We start from the raw sequence: 20,725 nt of genomic DNA on the forward strand, positions 1-20,725 counted from the left end.
TAAAAAAAACAATGAGATCGAAACGAAATATTGATCTTTAGTTGTCTTCTAAAAAAAAGTAAAATCTTTTTCCCAGAAGCTTTGTAAATATCAAAAGTAAATTTTATTTTTGCATTCCCTTCGGGGATAAAGGGTCGGATGGCCGAGTGGCTAGGCTGAGGTCTGCAAAACCTCCTACAGCGGTTCGAATCCGCTTCCGACCTCGTTTTATTGACAATATAAAGATATCATAATGGGAGTTACACGTTTAAAAAGAAAAGATAGAAGAAACAAAACTGTTTCACGTGTTGAAGTACAGTTTTTGAAATTAGGCCGTAACATTGAGTTAGGTTCAAGAAGCCAAATGCCTAAAAAAAGTCAAATAACTAAAAACGATGAAATTTTGAACAACTTAGCTGCTTCAGCAGAGTAAAAGTTTTTCATTTCACAGATAAAATAAAAGGAGAACATATTGTTCTCCTTTTATTTTATCTTATTTCTTTCAATAACTGAACCAAATCTCCGACTTTTTCCAACGAAGTTTGCATTGTTGATTCATTCATTCCATCAAGCTGATCCGATTCAAATCCCATTTTAGAAGCTATAGCAATCTTTGCAGAACTATGTATAGCATGTGCTTTTGTATGTTCCAAAATTTGAATAATGTTAGTTTCATTGACTCCCGATCCAGGCATGACTTCAATTCTCCCAGCTGCTTTTTCAACAAGACTCTTTAGTAGCTCTATACCTTCTTCTGCTGTATTTCTCAGACCTGAAGTGAGTACACGATCGAAACCCAAGTTTATAATCTCCTCCAATGCTTCTTCGGCATTCCTGCATCTATCAAAGGCACGGTGAAAGACTACAGTCATGGGCTTAGCTAAGGCGATAAGCGCTGCGTTCCTCTCGCGATCAACAGTTCCATCTGGATTTAAGACACCAACTACAACGCCATCACATCCAGCTTCTTTACAAAAAGAAACATCCAATTTCATTTCTTCGAATTCGTCATTACTGTAGACGAAATCTCCACCTCTTGGCCTTATTAAAACGTGAATACCTATATCAAGCAAAGTACGGGTACGGACAATTTGTGCATGCGAAGGAGTCGTACCACCATTCTCTAAATTTTGGCATAACTCCACTCGACTTGCACCACCTAGTTGAGCTTGCAAAGCTGAATAGGACGAGTTTGCACAAATCTCCAGTTTAATGCCGTTTATAACTTTCTCTGTTCTTACCATATCCCAAAGTTGATAATTTTCCAAAAGATAAGTACCGAAATATTCATTTTTTTATCGTTTAAAGATAACTACCAACAAATCAAACTGTTATTTTATTTTTATTAAAACCTTTCGTAGAAATAGATGTTATATCCTTCGCGGCTAGTAGCGCAAAGTAGAACCTTAAAAAATTCGTTATGACAATAATATCCAAAGAACTTGAAATTCAGGATAGACTGTCCAGTATTTACGAAACGTTGATCAAGGAAAAAGAAGTTGTTCGGCAGGACTTGGCAAAAACAAGACACAATTACAAAAAAGTGTGTGACAAGCATATTCTGTCAGGGTTTCAATCCGAAATGGAGTGGATAGAAGCTTCACACCTTCATCAACAGAAATTTTTAGAATATGATACCCATTGCTACTTAATTGATATATTATCAGACTACCGAGATATAGAAGGCTATTTTCCAGAATACATACACATGCTAGCCAATATAGAGATGGTGATGTTCAAATTTGCAAAAGAGGAGCGCTATGAAGTTTCCGCTATTATCAAACTTTGGTTGAATAAGTTCATTTATGCGCTATAAACTAGGGAGAGATAGCCTTATGGTCGTTGTATAGACCGCAGACTACCTTCTCCCAAATATGTAATGTAATTTAAGTTAAAGACACAAAGAACAGCACTATAAAGTACTCAACGTTATCGGCAATGTGTATGCTACGCGAACTGGTCGCCCATTTTGTACACCAGGCCTCCATTTTTTTGCCTTTTTCAATACACGAAGCGCCTCCTCCCCTGTTCCAAACCCAAGATCCCGGACGATTTTTATATCGCTTAATGAACCATCTTTTTCCACTACGAACGATATCATCACACTACCTTTGATACCTTGTGTAAGGGCTGCCTCGGGGTAGATATAGTTTTTACCAACCCATTTTACAAATTCAGCCATTCCGCCTGGAGGATTTGGCATTACCTCCACTGCAATAAAGGGTTTATCTGAATCCTCCGCTCCCAAACCATTTTCATCGCCAGTAGCACTCCCTGTTATACTACCGAGCTGTTTGACAGGTCCAAATTCACCTTTAGCGATAAACGAGCCTCCATCAACCTTCTTCAATGAGATACGGGCACTCATTTTATCTTTTAACTCATCTTGGGACGCCACATCCTCCGTGACGCGAGATCGATCCGTAATCACAGGCTCTACAAAACGAATTAAGTCTTGTGCGGGTGGATCTAAAGCTATACGCTGAACAGGTTGTTCTTTCGGCAGTATAACTTCCTCCTCTTTTTTTTCCTCAGGAATCAAATCGATCAACTCAATAGGAACGTTTCGTTGATAAACTGTCTCTGACACTGCACTCTTAGGCATACGATCATAAGCAAACTTACTCCCCACAAAAATTGCCACGAGACCGATAACAATGAACAATGCTTTATTCGTCGCTTCCGATGAGTAGCGTCTTAAATCATATGCACCATACATACGATTCCTAGAAGAGAACACGACTTCCAACCATTCCCCTTCATAGATATTAAATTTATCATTCCACATAGCTTAAAATTTTAGGGTTTACTCTTGTTTAAATGAAAGATGAGGGTTTACTCACCATTCCATAAAATTTTTTATATTTTCTTTAAAACAGCATTCGAAAAAGTCATATCGCTATCCAAACATATTCATCAGAAGATTAAATTTTTATATTTTTGAAAGATGAATTCGAACAGCTGCATATTACTTTCTCTACTTTTTCTTTTAACGATAAGCTGTCAGCAGCAATCGTTGACAAAAGAGAATCGAGACCGCCCTAAAATCGAATCAACACAACTGTCTGATACACTTTTCAAACAAGAAGCCTGTTTTTATTTTGCCTATTTCAACACACTAAAAGACAGAATTTTAATCCTCACAGATGAGGATACGGTAAACTCTCCTGCCGATTTTACATCTTGTCTTTCGGGAGGAAACAACTGGGCTCCAATACATTTTATCACCCATAAATTAGATAACGAGAAAGACAATGGAACGCAAACTGCAGAAAATTTTGTCGAGGCTCCTGGATATCTATACCAAGTGGAGAAAAAACCGCTAACAAATGAAGCGTATACATTGATAGCTAATGATAAATTTATACAAACAAGAACATTAAAAAGTTGGCAACATCCTTCAGACGAAACAACATTAATAGAAAATTATAGAAAGGGACTAGGACAAACTGAGGTAGCAGGGATACGATTGCTCGGTAAAGGAAATGATTTCCAATTGTTTCTTACGGAATTCAAACCGCAACAAGACAGCGCATCTGTACGTCTTGAATTTATATCTGGGGATAAACACATTGTTCTAAATCAAAAGGCAGCATTTGACTCAATCAGTACATGGCGTGTAGATGATGCTGGCGAATTTGGCTTAGACTATTATCAATTGATGTATGTTTTTAGCAACCACGGAAATATTGAGCTCGTAACTAGACACACGGGGGTAGAAGGAGATCATTTTGTACTATATAGAGAAGAAAATGGACGCTTCAAAATTACTCATGAAGCGTATGCATATTTTGGAAGCTTTTAGGCCTTACTAGACGTGCAGACGAGCCAAAGGGGTAATATCCTGTCCTACAAACTCGTTACGGCAATATTTATGATAGCCTGCAATGGCTATCATTGCAGCATTGTCTGTACAATATTCAAATTGGGGTATAAACACATTCCATTTATATCTCTCTCCCATTTGCAATAAACTGTCTCGCAAACCAGAGTTAGCTGATACACCTCCAGCAATAGCGAGGTCTTTCACACCAGTCTGCTTAGCTGCTTTTTTAAGTTTATTAAGTAAGATAGAAACAATTCGACTTTGTACAGAAGCGCAAACATCTGCCATATTTTCTTCCAGAAAACGAGCATTTTTCTTCTCCTCTGCCTGTACCATATAAAGAATTGCCGTTTTCAATCCTGAAAAACTAAAGTTTAACTCTGGAATTTGAGGTTCCGGCAGTTTAAAAGCGTCTGGGTTACCTTCCTTCGCATAACGATCTATAAGAGGACCTCCTGGATATGGTAGATTCAGGATCTTTGCTGTTTTATCAAAAGCCTCCCCTGCAGCATCGTCAAGAGTCTGTCCAAGTAATTCCATATTAAAATAATCGTGCACTAACACGATTTGCGTATGTCCACCAGAAACCGTAAGACACAAAAAGGGAAATTTAGGATAAGGAGCCTCTATAAAATGTGCTAGAATATGTGCCTGCATATGGTTTACTTCTATCAATGGAATCTGCCGAGCTAGCGCAAAAGACTTTGCAAATGACGTTCCCACTAATAATGAACCTAAAAGTCCAGGACCACGAGTAAAAGCTACTGCATCAATATCATTTTTATGTATTTTTGCATCTAGAATGGCTTGGTCTACGGTGGGAATGATATGCTGTTGATGCGCTCGAGAAGCTAACTCCGGCACAACTCCACCGTAATTTGCATGAATTGCTTGACTAGCAATAATATTTGACTTAATTTCACCGTCTATACATATAGATGCAGATGTTTCGTCACATGAAGACTCAATACCGAGGATAATAGCCATTTCGCAAAAAATTAAAAAGAGAGTACAAAAATATCAAAAAAATACTAAAAATAACGTTCATTACTTTGCTAAGCATCACTTTAGTTGGGCTGGCAGGTATTTTTGCTTTACAGTATTCGGGAGTACAAACATATGTCTCGAAACGCGTAGCAAGCTATCTCAGTGAACAACTACACGCAAAAATCTCTCTTACGCACATCTACTTTAAACCATTTAATGCCTTAGAATTGAAAGGCTTTTCTATTAATGATCGTCATGGAAAACCTATTCTAAATGCAAAACGTCTGACAGCGAACCTTTCCTTATATAAATTATGGAGTAACAAGCTAGAAATTAATCATATCACACTGGAGGAAACATTTTTCCATTATGAGCTATATGAAGATAGCACCAACATTACTTTTTTAATCGATTATTTCAATCCAAAGAAAAAAGAAAAAGATAAGGAAGAAAAGTCTCTTGCTCTAGATTTAAAAGAAATCACGCTAATTGACAATCACTTTAAATTAACAAATCATCGTGCTTTAAAACAGAAACAGGGTGTCGATTTTAACTACCTTGATTTAAAAGACCTCTCTGGCCAATTCAAAAATATTCGGCACACTGCAAACGAAGTTCGATCAGATATTCACGGTCTACGCTTTAAAGATCAAAGTGGATTCATCTTGAAGAAACTTTCAGCAGAATCATATGTTTCCACTTCTAAAATGGAATTTGCTCATTTAGATTTGCAAACCAATCAATCCAAACTCGGAGACTATCTTGCTTTTTACTACAACAACTTCTCTGATTTTAAAGATTTCATTCATAAAGTTAAAATAGAAGGCACTTTAAATAACGCTAAGATTGATTCCAAGGATATTGTGTTTTTTGCACCTGCTGTAACCAATGTTCGGTTCCAATCTTCGATACAGCAAGCATCTGTAAGCGGAACAGTTTCTGATATACAGGCGCGAGAAGTTCACTTAGAAACCGGAAGAAAAACAAGTTTAAAAGGCGACTTTCGAATTACCGGGCTCCCCTATATCGAGAAAACACTGTTTAACTTCGATGTAGATGAGCTACAAACTTCAGCAAAGGATGTTGAGCTATTAGTTCCTTTGTTATCCAATCGAACATCCCTTGTGTTACCTAAACAACTGCACCTTTTAGGACAGATCACTTACCGAGGTGCATTAAAAGGATATTACCACCAATTTAATATTCACGGGGTAGCGCAGACTGGCCTTGGTGGACTTCTTACGGACACAGAAATTCGTATTCGACCACATCTACAATATGCCGGATTAATTGAAACTTCGGCTTTTTCACTAGGAAGTTTTCTACAATCTAAAAACCTTGCGCGCACTGGTATAAAAGTAAAATTTGATGGAGAGGGTATCCAGAAAGAAGATTTAAAATTAAGGGCGAAGGGCTCATTTCGCAACTTTTCGTTCAAAAACTATGTGTATCAACAAATCAATTTCGAGACGGATCTTTTCAATCAAATTTTATCCGCTAAGGGAGATATAAATGACCCAAATGCTTCACTTTCGTTTAAAGGGGAAGTTGATTGGCAAGAAGGTCTTCCAGCCTATCAATTGTCTTCGGACATTGAAATTGCAAACCTGAAAAAGTTAAATATTTTTCAAAAAGACAGTATTGTAGTCTTTAAGTCTAACCTTGAGGCAAATTTAAATGGCAATTCGCTGAATACTTTAAATGGGCATATTAGCTCCGATCATATTCAGTTTTACTCTTCACGTGGGGAGTTTTCCATGGCTTACTTAACATTTGAATCCCAGGGAAATGAACAGTCGAAGCAACTAACAATCAAATCCGATGTAGTTGATGGAATTATGTTCGGACAAATTGACCTAAATACAATAGGCCCATATTTTAGTTCGTTAGCTATGCGCTATGCGCCAGCCATAAACATTGAACAAAAAGCTTACAATCCGCAAAATTTTGACCTGAGCATACATATAAAATCATTTAATCCAATTTCGGCTTTATTCGATCCCCACCTACAGCTTGAAGATGGAGCACATTTACAAGCAACATTTTCGTCTGACAATTATACGGCGAGATTTAAAGCATTTAGTCCCACTTTATCGTACAAGGGGATGAAAATAACGAATCTCATTTTGAATGAAAATGCGGACGATAAGGCTTTTTCTTTAGACGTAACAGCTGACAGGTTTAGTTTTTCGGACTCGGCCTACATCGACAAAATCAGGATTAACAACTTACTGGCAAATGATAGTTTAACTTTCAAAATAGGGCTGTCGGAGACGAATCGAGCAAACTATTTGAATCTTAACGGGAATATCCATTTTGCACACAATCAACCAGCATATATTAAGTTTGACAGATCTGATATCATGCTAAACGATGAGCAGTGGACTGTAAATCAAAATGCAGATATCCGTGTTTCAAAAGGCAAATTTTACCTAAACAATTTACTACTGACGAGGGACAAGCAACAAATTAATCTAAACGGTATACTATCGAATGCAGATGACAATTTGGACATTGGTTTTAAAGACTTCAGCCTAGCCTCCCTTTCGGGGATAACTAAACCTCTGGGCATACAATTACAAGGACATTTAAGTGGAGACGTCCGAATCAACTCGATATTTAGCCGTCCGAACCTATCTACACATATTTCTACAACTCCTATCATCTACAACAATCTACCTATAGGAAATCTAACCATCAATGCTGATTTTGATCCAGAAAATGCACTTCTACAATTACAATCAAAATTATTGGACGTGGATGGTAATGGGCTAGATTTAGTGGGAACATACGATCTCGCGGACAAAGAAAATGCACTTAAACTCCAAGGTAAAATCAAGGATATGGATCTTGGGATCGCCTACCCTTTTCTACGTGGGTTGATTTCGAATCTATACGGAAAGATCAGTGGAGACGTTATGATCGGAGGAACAATACAACGACCTATTATAAACGGTTCTACTTCTATAAAGGAAGCATCATTTATCGTAAATTATCTACAAACCCGATATAACCTAGCGAATCAGAAAGCGGTTATCCGAAACAACAGCATCTTCTTATCCAACTTCAAGTTTGCTGATGTAAATAATGCTACAGCTAATACAAACGGCAGCATTAACTTGAATACGATTACCGATCCGACATTAGATTTTCGAATAAATACGGATAACTTTCAAATATTAAATACGACCCGTAAGGACAATGACCTATTTTTTGGTACCGCATACGCTTCTGGAAATTTCAGATTTAATGGTCCTACAAGTGCTATAAATATAGATATAACCGCCCGTTCCAATCCCAATACGACAATAAATATCCCCTTTAACACCTCATTAAAGGTTAGCGAAAATGACTTTTTCTATTTCATACATCCAGATTCCGGCAAGCATGAACAATCAACACGGAGAAGTATGTTAAAGGGACTGAGTATGAATATGGACTTATCGCTGACATCAGACGCAGAGATTAATCTTGAAAACAATATCGGGTCGTTAAAAAGCCTAGGAAATGGTAATATCACATTAAAAATATCGAACCTTGGTGACTTTGAAATGTTCGGGGATTACCACGTAACTTCAGGAAAATTTCATTTCACAGCACAAGATTTTTTTAACAAGTTTTTCGATTTAAAAGAAGGTGGAACAATTCGTTGGGCGGGTAATCCTTCCGAGGCTGTAGTCAATTTAAGCGCTACGTATCAGCAACGTACGTCAATTGCACCTCTCTATAATGCTGCTGGACGAACGGAAAATAACGATCGTATATTAGCACAAGCCGATATGATTCTAAAAGGAACTTTATCACAACCAGAAGTTTCTTTTGATTTGAATTTCCCACAAGACCCCTACGTGAAAGACGAACTTCAAGGTTATCTAAGCGATGGAAATAATGTAAATCAACAAGCAATTAGTCTGATTGTACGTAGAAGTTTCACGCCGGCGTCTACGCAAGAATTCGGAAGAGAGGTGAATAACACACTCCTTTCTGCAGGTACAGAAATTGCTTTCAACCAATTGAATAGTATTATTTCCCAGTCGCTCAACATGAATTTTTTAGATTTGAATATTCGCTCTTTCAACGACGCTTCTGCCTCGTTGCGTTTCTTTGACGATCGACTCATTTTTACAGGAGGAGTTACCGACCGTAGTAAAAACCAGGTCAATGATCTCACTCTATTTTCCGATCAAATAGCAACTGATGCCGAAGTCACTTTCAGGTTACGTCAAGATGGAAACCTAGTACTAAGAGCCTACAATCGTCTTAACACAAGAAATTTCCTTTTCACCCCATACTCCGACTACATCAGTGCTGTAGGTCTTGTATATCGACAAGAATTTAATTCTTTATCCGAATTTTGGCGTAAACTCTGGATTTGGAATGAGCGAAAAAAGAAAGAAGAAGAAGACGCAAAAAAAGAAGCCTTTTAGAGTAACATTTTCACCAACGCTTCCCACTCGGTCTTTAAATCCCCTTTAAACTCCGTTTTCTTTGCCTTACTATACCAGTACCGTGCATTCCACAAATCACCTTCAACACGATGGAGATAGGCATGTACATGTGCAGAAGTACTATCTGTGAGATGATCGATCAAATCATGCCCCTTTTCCCATTCACCTTTGGCCTCATACCACAGTGCCTGCAGCTGAATACTTAATCCTGAGGGAATACTGTCACTCTCTATCGAGTGAATAAAATCTTCATATACCATGTTTCACTTAATTTATTTTATTTATCGGTCCAGAATAAATCTTTAAACGAAAAAAAACAATTTAATATACTTTTTTTATTGAAATAGCATACTATTCTTTGTAAAGATAACGTTAGATTCATAGTTTGTAACAAAAATATTATAATCAATTAGATGAACGACGGGCCAGATTTTTTTGTTAGAACTGCAGATAATGGTACTTAAAATTTAAAAACTCAACGTTACGGATGAAACATTCTATTTACGCTATTCCACTCTTATTATTCGGTCCTACTCCTACATTTTCCACACCAAACAATGCCGAATCGAACAAAGTTCCACAGCACAATGCTTTTTTTCTACCACTAGCAAGTTTAGACCAGAAAAAAAATTTGCATGATTATTGGTCCGGGAATATTTCTTTACAAGACTCACTGAATGTAATAAAAGGTTCAGTAAAAGATGAAAAAGGGATACCCATGCAAGGCGCTATTATCACTGTAAAAGGTGAATCAAGTAATGTCGTTAGCGATGACCAAGGCTCATATGAACTTAAAGCAAAGCCAGACGCTACGCTTATTTTCAACAAAACTGATTTTTCAAGACATGAAGAGCCTGTAAACAATCGCAGTGAAATTCACGTCGTATTAAAAGTTGCACCTCCTGACTCGATTCAAAAGGATTCAACATCTGTAGCTACTAACTCGGCAGATTCTGTAAAAACAGACTCTACATCAGCGAATTCGAACATACCAACAAAAACGGCAACGGACTCGACACAGGCAAATGTAACCGCAATAACTACAGGAAAGACCGACTCAACACAAGTCGCACAACCTAACCAAAATCTTATACAAGGAACCGTAAAAGATGCAAATGGTCCTGTCGCTGGTGCTACTGTATCTGTAAAAGGTCAAGCAATTACAGCAGCCACAAATGATCAAGGAAAATTCAGTATCGCCGCTGGAGATACGTCTACACTTATTTTTAGTGCTGTCGGCTATAAAGAGCATGAAGAAGCTATCAACAATAGGAAGAATGTTGAAGTAGCGATGATACAAGAGACCAAGACCATACAGTCAGTAGAGGTTGTTGCAGTGGGCTATGGAACGATGGAACGAGCAACATTAGCGAGTTCGGTTTCCAGTATCGGCTCAGATCAAATCGAAAATGAAGTATTACCAAGTATTCCACAGGCTATTCAGGGAAAGGCTGGTGGTGTTCAAGTCACTCAAAAATCAGGTTCTCCCGGTGGGGGATTAAACATACGGGTACGGGGAACGACTTCCATCAACGCCAGTTCGGATCCTCTATACGTTATCGATGGAATTCCGGTAAATAGCACAACTAATTTTACGGGTGGGTCTAATTTTAATTTCGGAGGAGGAACACAAGGTATAAATGTGTTAGCCTCTTTGAATCCCGCAGACGTACAATCTGTTGAAATACTCAAAGATGCTGCATCCTCGTCCATCTATGGTTCCAGAGCCGCAAATGGTGTTGTATTGATAACCACCAAGAAAGGAGATGCTGGAACGAGCCAGTTCAACTTCAATATGTACGAAGGGTACTCGGAAATGCCTTCTGAGCGTAAGTATAAGATGATGAATACCGCGCAGTACCAAGACTATATGAAAGATTATTACTATTGGTTACAGCAAACGGATCCAGATGCAACCATTCCGGATCAAATTTTATCAAATGCTAATGTCGATACAGATTGGCAAGATGCTATTTTTCGTAAGGCAGCGACAAGAAGTTACGAACTATCGGCCAGTGGAGGCAGCGACAAGACTCAATACTATACCTCTATTGGTTACATGCGGCAAGGTGGTATATTAAGGAATTCCGATTTCAATCGACTAAGTGGACGTATTAATCTGAACCACCAACATAGCGAAAAACTTCGCTTCTCTACCGCCATCAACTTAACCCGCGCAGAAAACGATCGCGTACAGGAGGAAAATTCAAAAGAAGGGGCTACAAAAACAGGAATTTTTACTCCTCCGAATGTCACCGTTTACGACAATAATGGCAATTACGCATATGACCAAGTAAGTTTAACACGAGAAAACCCTGTTGCTATGTTGGAGTTACCTGTCAATAATGCACAAACTTGGCGTATATTGGCCAACGTAAGTGCGGAATACCAGTTTATCCCCTCCCTGACATTAAAGACAAGCTTCGGTACGGACGTGAGTTTTATCGACGAGACCTTTTTCATGCCTCCCAATGGTATCCGATCTTTCGCCAGCCAAGGAGGAATTGGTGCCCGTAGAAATACAAGAGATCAACTCTGGATCAACGAGACAACGTTAACTTTTGACAAGAATTTTGGAGATCACCATATCAATGTACTTGGGGGATTCTCTGTACAGGAATCTCGTTTAGAGTTTGTTCATGCTCAACGAACGAACTTTCCTTCGAATGACATTAAATATCTAAATGCAGGAGGTGTAGTCACTGGAGGAGACTCCTATCCTGAGGAATGGGCTATCGCATCTGGATTTGCTCGTGTGAATTACGATTTCAAAAAGAAATATATCATCACGGCGAATTTACGCTCTGACGGATCCTCGCGGTTTGGCCCCGACAATCGATGGGCAACCTTTCCTTCTGTAGCAGCAGCCTGGCGAATTTCAGAAGAAGATTTTATGAAAGGCTCGTTCATCAATAATCTTAAATTGCGCGGTAGCTGGGGAATAACAGGTAACCAAAATATAGGAAATTATGCGAGTTATTCCCTCTATGCTGGAAGCAATAATTATCTAGGTTCGGCTGGATTTGTCCCATCTGTATTGGGGGATAAAAATTTAAAATGGGAAACGACTAGGCAAACGGATATTGGTTTTGATTTAGGCCTTTTCGGAAACCGAATTTCTATTCTCGCAGATTATTATCATAAAAAGACATCCGATTTGTTATTAAGCGTGCCTGTTCTTACGAATTCTGGATACACCAGTCGATTTACAAACTCTGGAGATATCGAGAACAAAGGTTTCGAATTTGAGTTAACCACACAAAATTTGGTTGGTGCATTCAAATGGACAACATCATTAAACATGACCTTCAATAGGAACAAGGTACTTTCATTACCTAACGGTGATCGTATAGTAGGTGGCGTAGGTAATCTAAATATTGCACAGGAAGGGTTGCCACTAGGTACATTTTTTGGTTGGAAAATGATCGGTGTAAATCAGCAAACTGGTGTAATAGATTATTTAGGGAAAGATGGTGATGCTGTAACTCCTACCGATGAAGAAGATCGCCAGATTATTGGAGACCCCAATCCAGATTTCTTCGGAGGTATCACCAACACATTCCAATACAAGAACTTCGATCTAAGTATCATGGGGCAGTTCTCCTATGGCAATGATCTATTCAATTATAATTTAGCATCAGGATTAGAAGGATACAATGCGAGTTCTAATGGTTTTGTGGATTGGGTAGACCGCTGGCGCGAACCAGGTGATAAATCGGATATGCCACGCCCTACTCCTGGGAGTTTAGATAATGGGGCAATATCAGATCGTTTTGTGCAAGATGGTTCATTCTTCCGTCTTCGTAATATCACTCTGGGGTATTCGCTACCGAAAGATCTGACCGATAAACTAAAAGTCAGCCGTCTTCGTGCTTATGTTACCGTGCAAAATGCCTACGTTTTCACGAAATACAAGGGCTACGATCCTGAAGTAAGCTCAAGCCACGGTGGAGCAAATACAGGTCTAATTTATGGCTATGATTACGGCAGTTACCCTCAACCTCGAATTTTTACAGCAGGTATAAATCTTTCATTTTAACTCACGGCATATTTTATGAAAAGCATATATAAATTTTTGTATCTCTTTTTACTGATTATCACTTTTTCGTCTTGTGACAGCTTTTTAGACAAGGAACCCCTACACCAATATAATAATGAAGATTTCTTTACGTCACAAGAGAATGCAAATGCAGGGGTAATCGGTATGTACAGAACAATGACAAGTTCGTTCACCTTTGGTCAAACAATGATTATCGTGCCTGAGTTTTCCGCGGGCCATGTATCCCATTCTGCATCGTATCCAGAATATGAAAACTTTAAGACACATCAGGTCACGGCGATTAATCCTTGGATAGCTAATGTGTGGCAAGGTGTGTATGCGACAATAAATGCCGCGAATAATATTATTCAACGGGTTCCGGCAATGGAAGGCACAAACATTTCAGAAGAAAAGAAAAATCAATTTGTTGGCGAAGCAAAGTTTGTAAGGGCTTTAAGCTATTTTTTCCTCGTTCGTGCCTTTAATCGTGTTCCACTAAAGCTCACGGCGACGGAGGAAAACGAAGATTTAGCTATTCCACAAGCGGATCCCGCTGTTGTGTATGAACAGATTGTGAAAGATCTTACAGAAAGTGTAAGCGAACTTCCTGAATCACACGAGTCAACAGACGCGACAAAGGGCCGTGCTACCAAAGCCGCTTCGCAGGCTTTATTAGCTAAAGTTTATCTCTATCAAGCTGCAATTACGAATGACTACTCGTTAGCGGCATCAACAGCAGAGGAAGTAATATCATCAGGAGCCTTTCAGCTGGTAACTGATTATGGAAGCATATGGGGGACACAAAATACAGCAGAATCCATTTTCGAACTACAATTTGATGATCAAACTACCAACCCATTAGCTTCTGTTAGTAATGACAATGCCAGTATGCTATTCTACGTGAAAGATGCGAGCGTTGCGGACATTTATGAAAGTACCGATAAGCGTCGAGACGTCGCTATTGTTAGTGGATCTAACAACAGGTATTACATGGGAAAATTTCCAAATTTCAATCCTGCGAGTCAAAACTTACCGCTGATCCGACTTGCAGAATTATTATTAATTCATGCCGAAGCTAAGGCACGTTCGAGCAATAGTATATCTCAGGAAGCCTATAACTCTCTTAATTTAGTTCTTTCTAGAGCTGGTGTAAGCAAAGCAATAGACACCTTCACTAGTGTAGACGACTTCATTCAATTCGTTCAAGAAGAAAAAGAGAGGGAGTTAATTTTCGAAGGAGAAACATGGTTTGATTTCTGTAGAACAGGTCTTGCATTAGAAAAGTATGAATCACTAAGTAGTGAGAATTACTTCTTTTATCCAATACCGTCGGCTCAACGACTATTAAACGCACAGTTGGAACAGAACCCAGGGTATTAAATATAGAAACAAAGAGAAGCGTCTCTATATGGATTTTATATAGAGACGCTTTTATTCCATTTATTTGAATTTACTAGCTAAAGCGGCTAACTTCGACGCCATATCAGTTTCCGGTGAAGAAGAACGTTCTCTTTTTTCTCTCTTCGCTACCGGGCGTTTTTCCTCCGTTTTCATAGTCAATCCTATTCTATTTCTTCGTTCATCAATTTCCGTTACTGTGACCGTCACTTTCTGCTGCACCTTAACTACTTCATGTGGATCCGAAACATAACGATTCGCCAATTGGCTAAGATGTACCAAACCATCTTGATGTACTCCTATATCTACGAATGCACCAAAATTGGTAATATTTGTAACAATACCCGGCAATTTCATTCCTATTCTTAAATCCGAAATATTGTTTACTCCATCTGTAAATTTAAATTCCTCAAACTGTTCACGCGGATCTCGTCCAGGCTTAGCCAGTTCTGCAAGAATATCATTTAACGTTGGAAGTCCAACCTTTTCAGAGACATACTTCCTTAAATCGATCTCCTTTCGTAACTTATCATCTACTAAAAGATCTTCCACTTTCGCATTGACATCTTTGGCCATTTCTTCAACAAGTGCATAACGTTCTGGATGTACGGCCGACGCATCTAAAGGATGTTCGCCTTTTCTAATGCGAAGAAATCCTGCAGCCTGTTCAAATGCTTTTTCTCCTAAACGCGGTACTTTTTTCAATTCTTGCCTTGATTTAAATGGCCCATTTGCCGTTCTGTAATTTACAATCTGTTGCGCCAAAGAAGGTCCTAATCCAGACACATAAGCAAGTACTTGTTTGGAAGCTGTATTCAGCTCCACACCTACAGCATTTACACAAGAAATAACCGTATCATCCAAGGCTATCTGTAATTTATTCTGATCAACGTCGTGTTGATACTGTCCCACACCGATAGATTTCGGGTCTATTTTCACCAATTCAGCTAGTGGATCCATCAATCTTCTACCTATTGATACCGCTCCACGAACTGTCACATCATATTCTGGAAATTCTTCTCGCGCTACTTCTGAAGCAGAGTAAATGGAGGCACCAGATTCATTAACCATCACAATAGTCACGTTATCTAAATTCAATTTCCTTACGAAATCTTCGGTTTCTCGTCCTGCTGTTCCATTACCGACAGCGATAGCTTCAATCTGATGTTTTGCGACAAGGTGTCGCACCGTTTTCTCAGCTTCCACCAATCCTCCCGCACCGGTATGTGGAAAAATCGCCGTATTTTCTAATAATGTCCCCTGAGGGTCTAATACTACTGTTTTACATCCAGTGCGGAATCCTGGGTCAATAGCAAGAAGACGTCGCTGACCGAGCGGAGCAGCAAGCAGTAATTGTCGCACATTATCTGCAAATACGCGTATTGCTTCCTCATCGGCTCTTTGCCTTGTCAGAACCCGTATCTCGGTTTCCATTGAAGGCTTAAGTAATCTTTTGTAACTATCTAACAATGCTTGTTTCACCTGCTCGGAGGCTTCGTTGTTCGCCTTGATATATATTTTTTCTATTGTAGGTGTTACTTGTTCTTCTTGAACAGTTACATCTAAATAAAGCATTTCTTCTTTTTCACCGCGGCGCATCGCAAGAACACGATGTGAAGGAGCATCTTTCAGGGACTCAGACCATTCAAAATAGTCTTTGTATTTCAGTGCCTGCTGCTCCTTACCAGGTACCACCCGAGCCACAAAAGATCCCTGTTCAAGAAATATCTTGCGGGTACGAGCTCTTACCTCAGCATCTTCAGAAATTTGCTCAGCAATAATATCGCGAGCACCTGCCAACGCTGCATCCCAAGTCTCGACTCCCTTTTCTAAATCAACGTAATCCTCAGCAAGAGCAGCTATATCGATTCCCCCTTGCCCTAACAAAGCATCGGCCAAAGGTTGTAATCCTTTCTCGCGCGCAACGGAAGCACGTGTTTTACGTTTAGGTTTAAATGGCAAATAGATATCTTCTAATATTGCCATTGTCTCTGCCGATTTAATGAGTGTTTCTAGCTCGGGTGTAAGCTTACCTTGTTCCGTTATCGACTTCAAAACGGCTTCCTTTCTTTTATCTAGTTCACGCAATTGTTGAACACGGTCGCGAATAGAAGAAATTTGAACTTCATCTAGACTTCCTGTAAGTTCTTTTCGATAACGTGCTATAAATGGAATAGTTGCTCCCTCATCCAACAAGCCCATTGTGGTAGCCACCTGCCGACTACTGATACCCAATTCCTTCGAAATAATAATTTCGTATGCCATATAAAAATTTAAAAAATAGAAGTCGCCTAGTATAAGAAAAAAGTCTCTCGGCTTCTTGTCAACAATAAAATTGATAGGAATTTAGAAACAAAAGCAATCTACCCCTCTATGGTAGATTGCTTCATACATTATCTCTATCTGGTATTTATGATTAAAGACAGAAAAGGAGGTCTCCTTAATCCTTTACATTAGGATCTTATCCTGTGAATTATTATGAAATAAGTTTATACTTTCTTGGTCGCATCATCATTTCCAGAATGCTGTGCATCACCACTGTTATTGCTTGCAAAATGATCGTTATACCCCTGTTTGTAATGCTCTTCATCAGAGTCGCTAGACTGCTGTCCTGGATTATGCTGATAAGTATTCTCTGGTTTTGTAAATTGTGGAAGAGGTTTCTTCTCTTCTTCCTTTTGAGACAGTACGGGTTCTTCTTCGATTGGCTGAACTTCTTGTTCTGATGGAGTATGATTTTGATCTTGTTTCTCGACTTGAGGTTTATCAACATCAGTTACGTCTAGATCCTTCTCAAAATTATTAATTTGATCAGAAATCTCTCGCTTTATCCCCTCTGAAGCATCTTTAAATTCCCGGATACCTTTACCTAAACCCCGCGCTAATTCTGGAAGTTTCTTTCCTCCAAATAATAATAGAATGACGATGACAATAAGCACCATCTCTTGCGTACCAATATTTAAAAATCCTAAAGCCATTTTCTTCTTTTTATTTTTAACTTAAACAGTGGACTAAGGTAAGTCTAAATTTACTTTTCCTCAAAATTTTTGCTGTAAATATTTAGTAACATTTTAAGATTAATATTAAGATAACAGCGGCTTATCGCCTATTTACCTATCTTTGTCGCTTCTATGTTATATAATTTTTATCAGCAAAACAAACATTTCTATCGGAGTGCTTTCGCACTAGCTGCTCCTGTGGTTATCTCGCAACTCGGCCAAACATTAGTTCAAACAGCGGATACAATAATCGTCGGAAAATTCGCCGGAACAATACCACTAGCGGCAGTATCCTTGGTCCACTCCGTTTTTATCGTTGTCATGGTAATTGGAATCGGAGTATCTTATGGCTTAACGCCATTGATTGCTCAAGCAAACGGGAAAGGTGACAAGCAAAATTGCGGAAAACTACTTTCAAACAGTTTATGGTTAAATGTTGTTACAGCCTTTTTGCTATTCTTTATTGTAAATTTCGGTTCCATGTATGCGATACAACATATGGATCAAGATCCACGTGTGGTCGATACAGCAAAGCCGTATCTTCTCATCTTAATGTTATCTATTATCCCATTGATGGTGTTTAATACTTTCAAACAATTTGCCGAGGGATTAGGCTTTACCAAACAGGCGATGAACATAACGATTTGGGGCAACGTATTAAACGTAATTTTGGCAATCATTTTTGTCAAGGGACTTTTCGGAATAAAACCAATGGGTATCGTTGGAGTAGGGTATGCAACATTAATAGATCGGATATTAATGACAATTGCTATGTCTACTTATGTCTTACGCTCAAAGACTTTTAAAAGTTACGCAAGCCATTTCAAGGTGTTCCATATTGACATGAGCGCTATAAAAAGTATATTTAAAATTGGCATGCCTGTAGCGTTGCAATATATGTTTGAAGTTGGAGCATTTGCAGTAGCTTCCTTAATCGCTGGTAAAATTGGAGCCGTAGAACAAGCCAGCCATCAAGTTGCCATTACACTCGCCGCCATGACCTATATGATGGCCAGTGGAATAGCCTCATCTGCGACAATAAAAGTAGGGAACAATTACGGTAAACTCAATATCGATCGTGTTCAAAAGTTCGCTACCGTCTCCTACCATCTTGTACTTACCTTTATGGTCATCTGCGCATTAATATTTGCCATTTTCAACCAATATCTACCACAGATCATAAGTAATGATGACGCAGTTATTCGTATATCTGCTCAACTGTTGATCATTGCAGGTCTTTTCCAATTATTTGATGGCACGCAAGTCGTTGGATTAGGTGTCCTTCGAGGGATGGGCGATGTAAATATTCCTACATTAATAACTTTTGTTGCTTACTGGATTATAGGCATACCTTCAGCTTACTTACTTGGTATTTATTTAAACTTAGGTGTTCAGGGTGTATGGTACGGTCTTACATTGGGATTGCTAACATCATCTTTATTACTCTTTCTCCGCTATCGAAAAGTTATTCAAAAGAAGAAATTAAACGTAGCATAAAAATTTATGCGATAATGAAAAGGAATTTTCTTAAAACATAAAAGCAGCGACTATTATCGCTGCTTTTATGTTTTTATATCTCACGATTCATATCCCAATTTTCCAAATAATCGGCAACTCGCTTTAAGAAAGTACCTCCAAGTGCCCCGTCAATGACACGATGATCATAGGACATAGAGAGATACATAATGTGGCGGATAGCAATAACATCACCATGTTCAGTTTCCAAAACAGCAGGTCGCTTTTTAATTGTGCCCACCGCCAATATAGCAGCTTGAGGCTGATTTATGATAGGAACTCCCATAATATTACCAAAAGCACCAATATTAGAAAACGTAAAAGTTCCCCCCTGCGTATCATCAGGCTTTAATTTATTAGAGCGTGAACGTCCCGCTAAATCATTGACAACCTTACTTAATCCAACTAAACTAAGCTCATCTGCATTCTTTATCACAGGTACAATAAGGTTTCCCGAAGGAAGAGCTGTAGCCATCCCGATGTTAATATGCTTGCGCTTAATAATCCGGTGTCCGTCAACAGATACATTCACCATAGGAAAATCTTTAAGCGCCTTGCTTATAGCTTCAATAAAAATTGGAGTGAAGGTCATATTCTCTCCCTCACGTTTCTTATAACCGTCTTTTACCTTATTCCGCCAATTTACTAAGCTAGTTACATCAGCTTCCACAAAGGATGCTACATGTGGTGAAGTTTTCACACTATGTAGCATGTGATCCGCAATTAGCCTGCGCATACGATCCATTTCGATTAGCTCGTCCCCCCCATCTAGTAAGACTTTAGTAGTGGATTTCGTTGTATCAGTTTCTTTCGTCACACATGTGTTGTTCACAGCCGTAACCACATTGACGTTTGGTTCTTTAGACTTAACCTCTCGTTGAGCTAGATAATCTAAAATATCTTGTTTTGTGACACGCCCATCTCCGCCAGTTCCTTGTATACCATCCAATTCCTGTTGGCTTAATCCTTCTTCTTGAGCGATATTTTTAACAAGTGGAGAATAGAAACGTTGTCCAGAATGCAGCACTGTTTTCTCTACAGATTCCCTGTTCAAGAGTTCTGTTCCGGGTATCGTATCCTCAATAAGACGTTCTTCTATTTCCTTAGGGCTGTCTTCTATCGGATTTTCAACAGGTGGAGGAATGACTTTTTCAGTTTTTTCCAGAGACGAAATAGATTCCGTATTCTGCGGAGGTTCTTTAAACTCCTGATCTCCTTCTCCTTCGATTTCAATGAGCGCTATTACCTCACCAACCTGAACGACTTGATTCTCCTCAAATAATATCTTTGACAATTTACCAACGACCGGAGAAGGCACATCTGAGTCTACTTTGTCCGTGGCAATTTCAACGACAGCTTCATCCTCGTTTATTAGATCTCCTACTCCTTTAACCCATTTGGTGATGGTAGCTTCAGAAACGCTTTCTCCCATTTTCGGAAGTACCAATTTATATATACCCATAAGATTTAGTTCGTTCAATGATTTACTAAATTAACATATAATCTACTAATTTAGTATAAATGAAATATAATA

Annotated in this window: 14 protein-coding genes and 1 tRNA gene; 8 read left to right on the forward strand and 7 right to left on the reverse strand. The window is 38.8% G+C overall.

All coding sequences use genetic code 11. The features are described from left to right. Nucleotides 1-132 precede the first annotated feature (132 nt). Nucleotides 133-203: transfer RNA gene (locus ACSZOX_RS18505), tRNA-Cys, on the forward strand. A 29-nt stretch (nt 204-232) separates the two neighbouring features. Continuing rightward, nucleotides 233-412 (forward strand): spore protein, encoded by a 180-nt coding sequence (locus ACSZOX_RS18510; protein ID WP_437921672.1) that lies wholly within the window; start codon nt 233-235, stop codon nt 410-412. A 55-nt stretch (nt 413-467) separates the two neighbouring features. Here ACSZOX_RS18510 and ACSZOX_RS18515 read toward each other — a convergent pair whose 3' ends face one another. Beyond that, entirely contained in the window at nt 468-1,223 is a 756-nt protein-coding gene (locus ACSZOX_RS18515) for a copper homeostasis protein CutC (RefSeq protein ID WP_437921673.1), read from the reverse strand. Between the two features lie 176 nt (nt 1,224-1,399). On the opposite strand from ACSZOX_RS18515, the gene ACSZOX_RS18520 reads away from it, so the two are divergent. Then, a complete protein-coding gene (locus tag ACSZOX_RS18520; RefSeq protein ID WP_437921674.1) occupies nt 1,400-1,795 on the forward strand; it encodes a hypothetical protein in 396 nt (131 codons plus the stop codon). A gap of 96 nt (nt 1,796-1,891) precedes the next feature. Here ACSZOX_RS18520 and ACSZOX_RS18525 read toward each other — a convergent pair whose 3' ends face one another. Beyond that, nucleotides 1,892-2,767 (reverse strand): energy transducer TonB, encoded by an 876-nt coding sequence (locus ACSZOX_RS18525; protein WP_437921675.1) that lies wholly within the window; start codon nt 2,765-2,767, stop codon nt 1,892-1,894. A gap of 159 nt (nt 2,768-2,926) precedes the next feature. On the opposite strand from ACSZOX_RS18525, the gene ACSZOX_RS18530 reads away from it, so the two are divergent. After that, nucleotides 2,927-3,784 carry a hypothetical protein gene (locus ACSZOX_RS18530; protein ID WP_437921676.1) on the forward strand — a complete coding sequence of 286 codons (858 nt, stop codon included), beginning with the start codon at nt 2,927-2,929 and terminating at the stop codon, nt 3,782-3,784. Nucleotides 3,785-3,790: 6 nt separating this feature from the next. Here the strand turns inward: ACSZOX_RS18530 and tsaD are convergent, their stop codons facing one another. After that, a complete protein-coding gene (tsaD, locus tag ACSZOX_RS18535; protein WP_437921677.1) occupies nt 3,791-4,792 on the reverse strand; it encodes a tRNA (adenosine(37)-N6)-threonylcarbamoyltransferase complex transferase subunit TsaD in 1,002 nt (333 codons plus the stop codon). Nucleotides 4,793-4,857: 65 nt separating this feature from the next. On the opposite strand from tsaD, the gene ACSZOX_RS18540 reads away from it, so the two are divergent. Then, a complete protein-coding gene (locus ACSZOX_RS18540; protein WP_437921678.1) occupies nt 4,858-9,219 on the forward strand; it encodes a translocation/assembly module TamB domain-containing protein in 4,362 nt (1,453 codons plus the stop codon). Here the strand turns inward: ACSZOX_RS18540 and ACSZOX_RS18545 are convergent. Beyond that, a complete protein-coding gene (locus ACSZOX_RS18545) occupies nt 9,216-9,500 on the reverse strand; it encodes a hypothetical protein (RefSeq protein ID WP_437921679.1) in 285 nt (94 codons plus the stop codon). The two genes, ACSZOX_RS18540 and ACSZOX_RS18545, sit on opposite strands and share 4 nt — an antisense overlap. A gap of 227 nt (nt 9,501-9,727) precedes the next feature. On the opposite strand from ACSZOX_RS18545, the gene ACSZOX_RS18550 reads away from it, so the two are divergent. Then, the gene (locus ACSZOX_RS18550; RefSeq protein WP_437921680.1) at nt 9,728-13,279 is read left to right on the forward strand and encodes a SusC/RagA family TonB-linked outer membrane protein; all 3,552 of its coding nucleotides are present in this window, start codon (nt 9,728-9,730) and stop codon (nt 13,277-13,279) included. 15 nt (nt 13,280-13,294) lie between these two features. Next, nucleotides 13,295-14,659: a RagB/SusD family nutrient uptake outer membrane protein gene (locus tag ACSZOX_RS18555; RefSeq protein ID WP_437921681.1), complete on the forward strand. Its 1,365-nt coding sequence runs from the start codon at nt 13,295-13,297 to the stop codon at nt 14,657-14,659. A 60-nt stretch (nt 14,660-14,719) separates the two neighbouring features. Here the strand turns inward: ACSZOX_RS18555 and ACSZOX_RS18560 are convergent, their stop codons facing one another. Together ACSZOX_RS18560 and ACSZOX_RS18565 are read right to left on the reverse strand one after the other, a co-directional pair. Continuing rightward, nucleotides 14,720-16,942 (reverse strand): Tex family protein, encoded by a 2,223-nt coding sequence (locus ACSZOX_RS18560; RefSeq protein ID WP_437921682.1) that lies wholly within the window; start codon nt 16,940-16,942, stop codon nt 14,720-14,722. A 224-nt stretch (nt 16,943-17,166) separates the two neighbouring features. Continuing rightward, nucleotides 17,167-17,655, reverse strand: coding sequence for a Sec-independent protein translocase subunit TatA/TatB (locus tag ACSZOX_RS18565; RefSeq protein WP_437921683.1), 489 nt, complete (start codon nt 17,653-17,655; stop codon nt 17,167-17,169). 153 nt (nt 17,656-17,808) lie between these two features. Here ACSZOX_RS18565 and ACSZOX_RS18570 point away from each other — a divergent pair, with 153 nt between their 5' ends. Beyond that, entirely contained in the window at nt 17,809-19,173 is a 1,365-nt protein-coding gene (locus ACSZOX_RS18570) for an MATE family efflux transporter (protein ID WP_437921684.1), read from the forward strand. A 73-nt stretch (nt 19,174-19,246) separates the two neighbouring features. Here the strand turns inward: ACSZOX_RS18570 and ACSZOX_RS18575 are convergent, their stop codons facing one another. Continuing rightward, entirely contained in the window at nt 19,247-20,653 is a 1,407-nt protein-coding gene (locus tag ACSZOX_RS18575; protein ID WP_437921685.1) for a dihydrolipoamide acetyltransferase family protein, read from the reverse strand. Nucleotides 20,654-20,725: the final 72 nt, after the last annotated feature.

This window comes from Sphingobacterium sp. LRF_L2, assembly GCF_965644235.1.
In the GTDB taxonomy this organism is placed as follows: domain Bacteria; phylum Bacteroidota; class Bacteroidia; order Sphingobacteriales; family Sphingobacteriaceae; genus Sphingobacterium.

Excerpts from the sequence above, each read along its gene's own strand:
- ACSZOX_RS18555 (WP_437921681.1), top strand. The coding sequence starts at position 13,295 with ATGAAAAGCATATATAAATTTTTGTATCTCTTTTTACTGATTATCACT.
- ACSZOX_RS18550 (WP_437921680.1), top strand. The coding sequence starts at position 9,728 with ATGAAACATTCTATTTACGCTATTCCACTCTTATTATTCGGTCCTACT.
- ACSZOX_RS18530 (WP_437921676.1), top strand. The coding sequence starts at position 2,927 with ATGAATTCGAACAGCTGCATATTACTTTCTCTACTTTTTCTTTTAACG.
- ACSZOX_RS18570 (WP_437921684.1), top strand. The coding sequence starts at position 17,809 with ATGTTATATAATTTTTATCAGCAAAACAAACATTTCTATCGGAGTGCT.
- ACSZOX_RS18575 (WP_437921685.1), bottom strand. The coding sequence starts at position 20,653 with ATGGGTATATATAAATTGGTACTTCCGAAAATGGGAGAAAGCGTTTCT.
- ACSZOX_RS18545 (WP_437921679.1), bottom strand. The coding sequence starts at position 9,500 with ATGGTATATGAAGATTTTATTCACTCGATAGAGAGTGACAGTATTCCC.
- ACSZOX_RS18515 (WP_437921673.1), bottom strand. The coding sequence starts at position 1,223 with ATGGTAAGAACAGAGAAAGTTATAAACGGCATTAAACTGGAGATTTGT.
- ACSZOX_RS18560 (WP_437921682.1), bottom strand. The coding sequence starts at position 16,942 with ATGGCATACGAAATTATTATTTCGAAGGAATTGGGTATCAGTAGTCGG.
- ACSZOX_RS18520 (WP_437921674.1), top strand. The coding sequence starts at position 1,400 with ATGACAATAATATCCAAAGAACTTGAAATTCAGGATAGACTGTCCAGT.
- tsaD (WP_437921677.1), bottom strand. The coding sequence starts at position 4,792 with ATGGCTATTATCCTCGGTATTGAGTCTTCATGTGACGAAACATCTGCA.
- ACSZOX_RS18565 (WP_437921683.1), bottom strand. The coding sequence starts at position 17,655 with ATGGCTTTAGGATTTTTAAATATTGGTACGCAAGAGATGGTGCTTATT.
- ACSZOX_RS18525 (WP_437921675.1), bottom strand. The coding sequence starts at position 2,767 with ATGTGGAATGATAAATTTAATATCTATGAAGGGGAATGGTTGGAAGTC.
- ACSZOX_RS18510 (WP_437921672.1), top strand. The coding sequence starts at position 233 with ATGGGAGTTACACGTTTAAAAAGAAAAGATAGAAGAAACAAAACTGTT.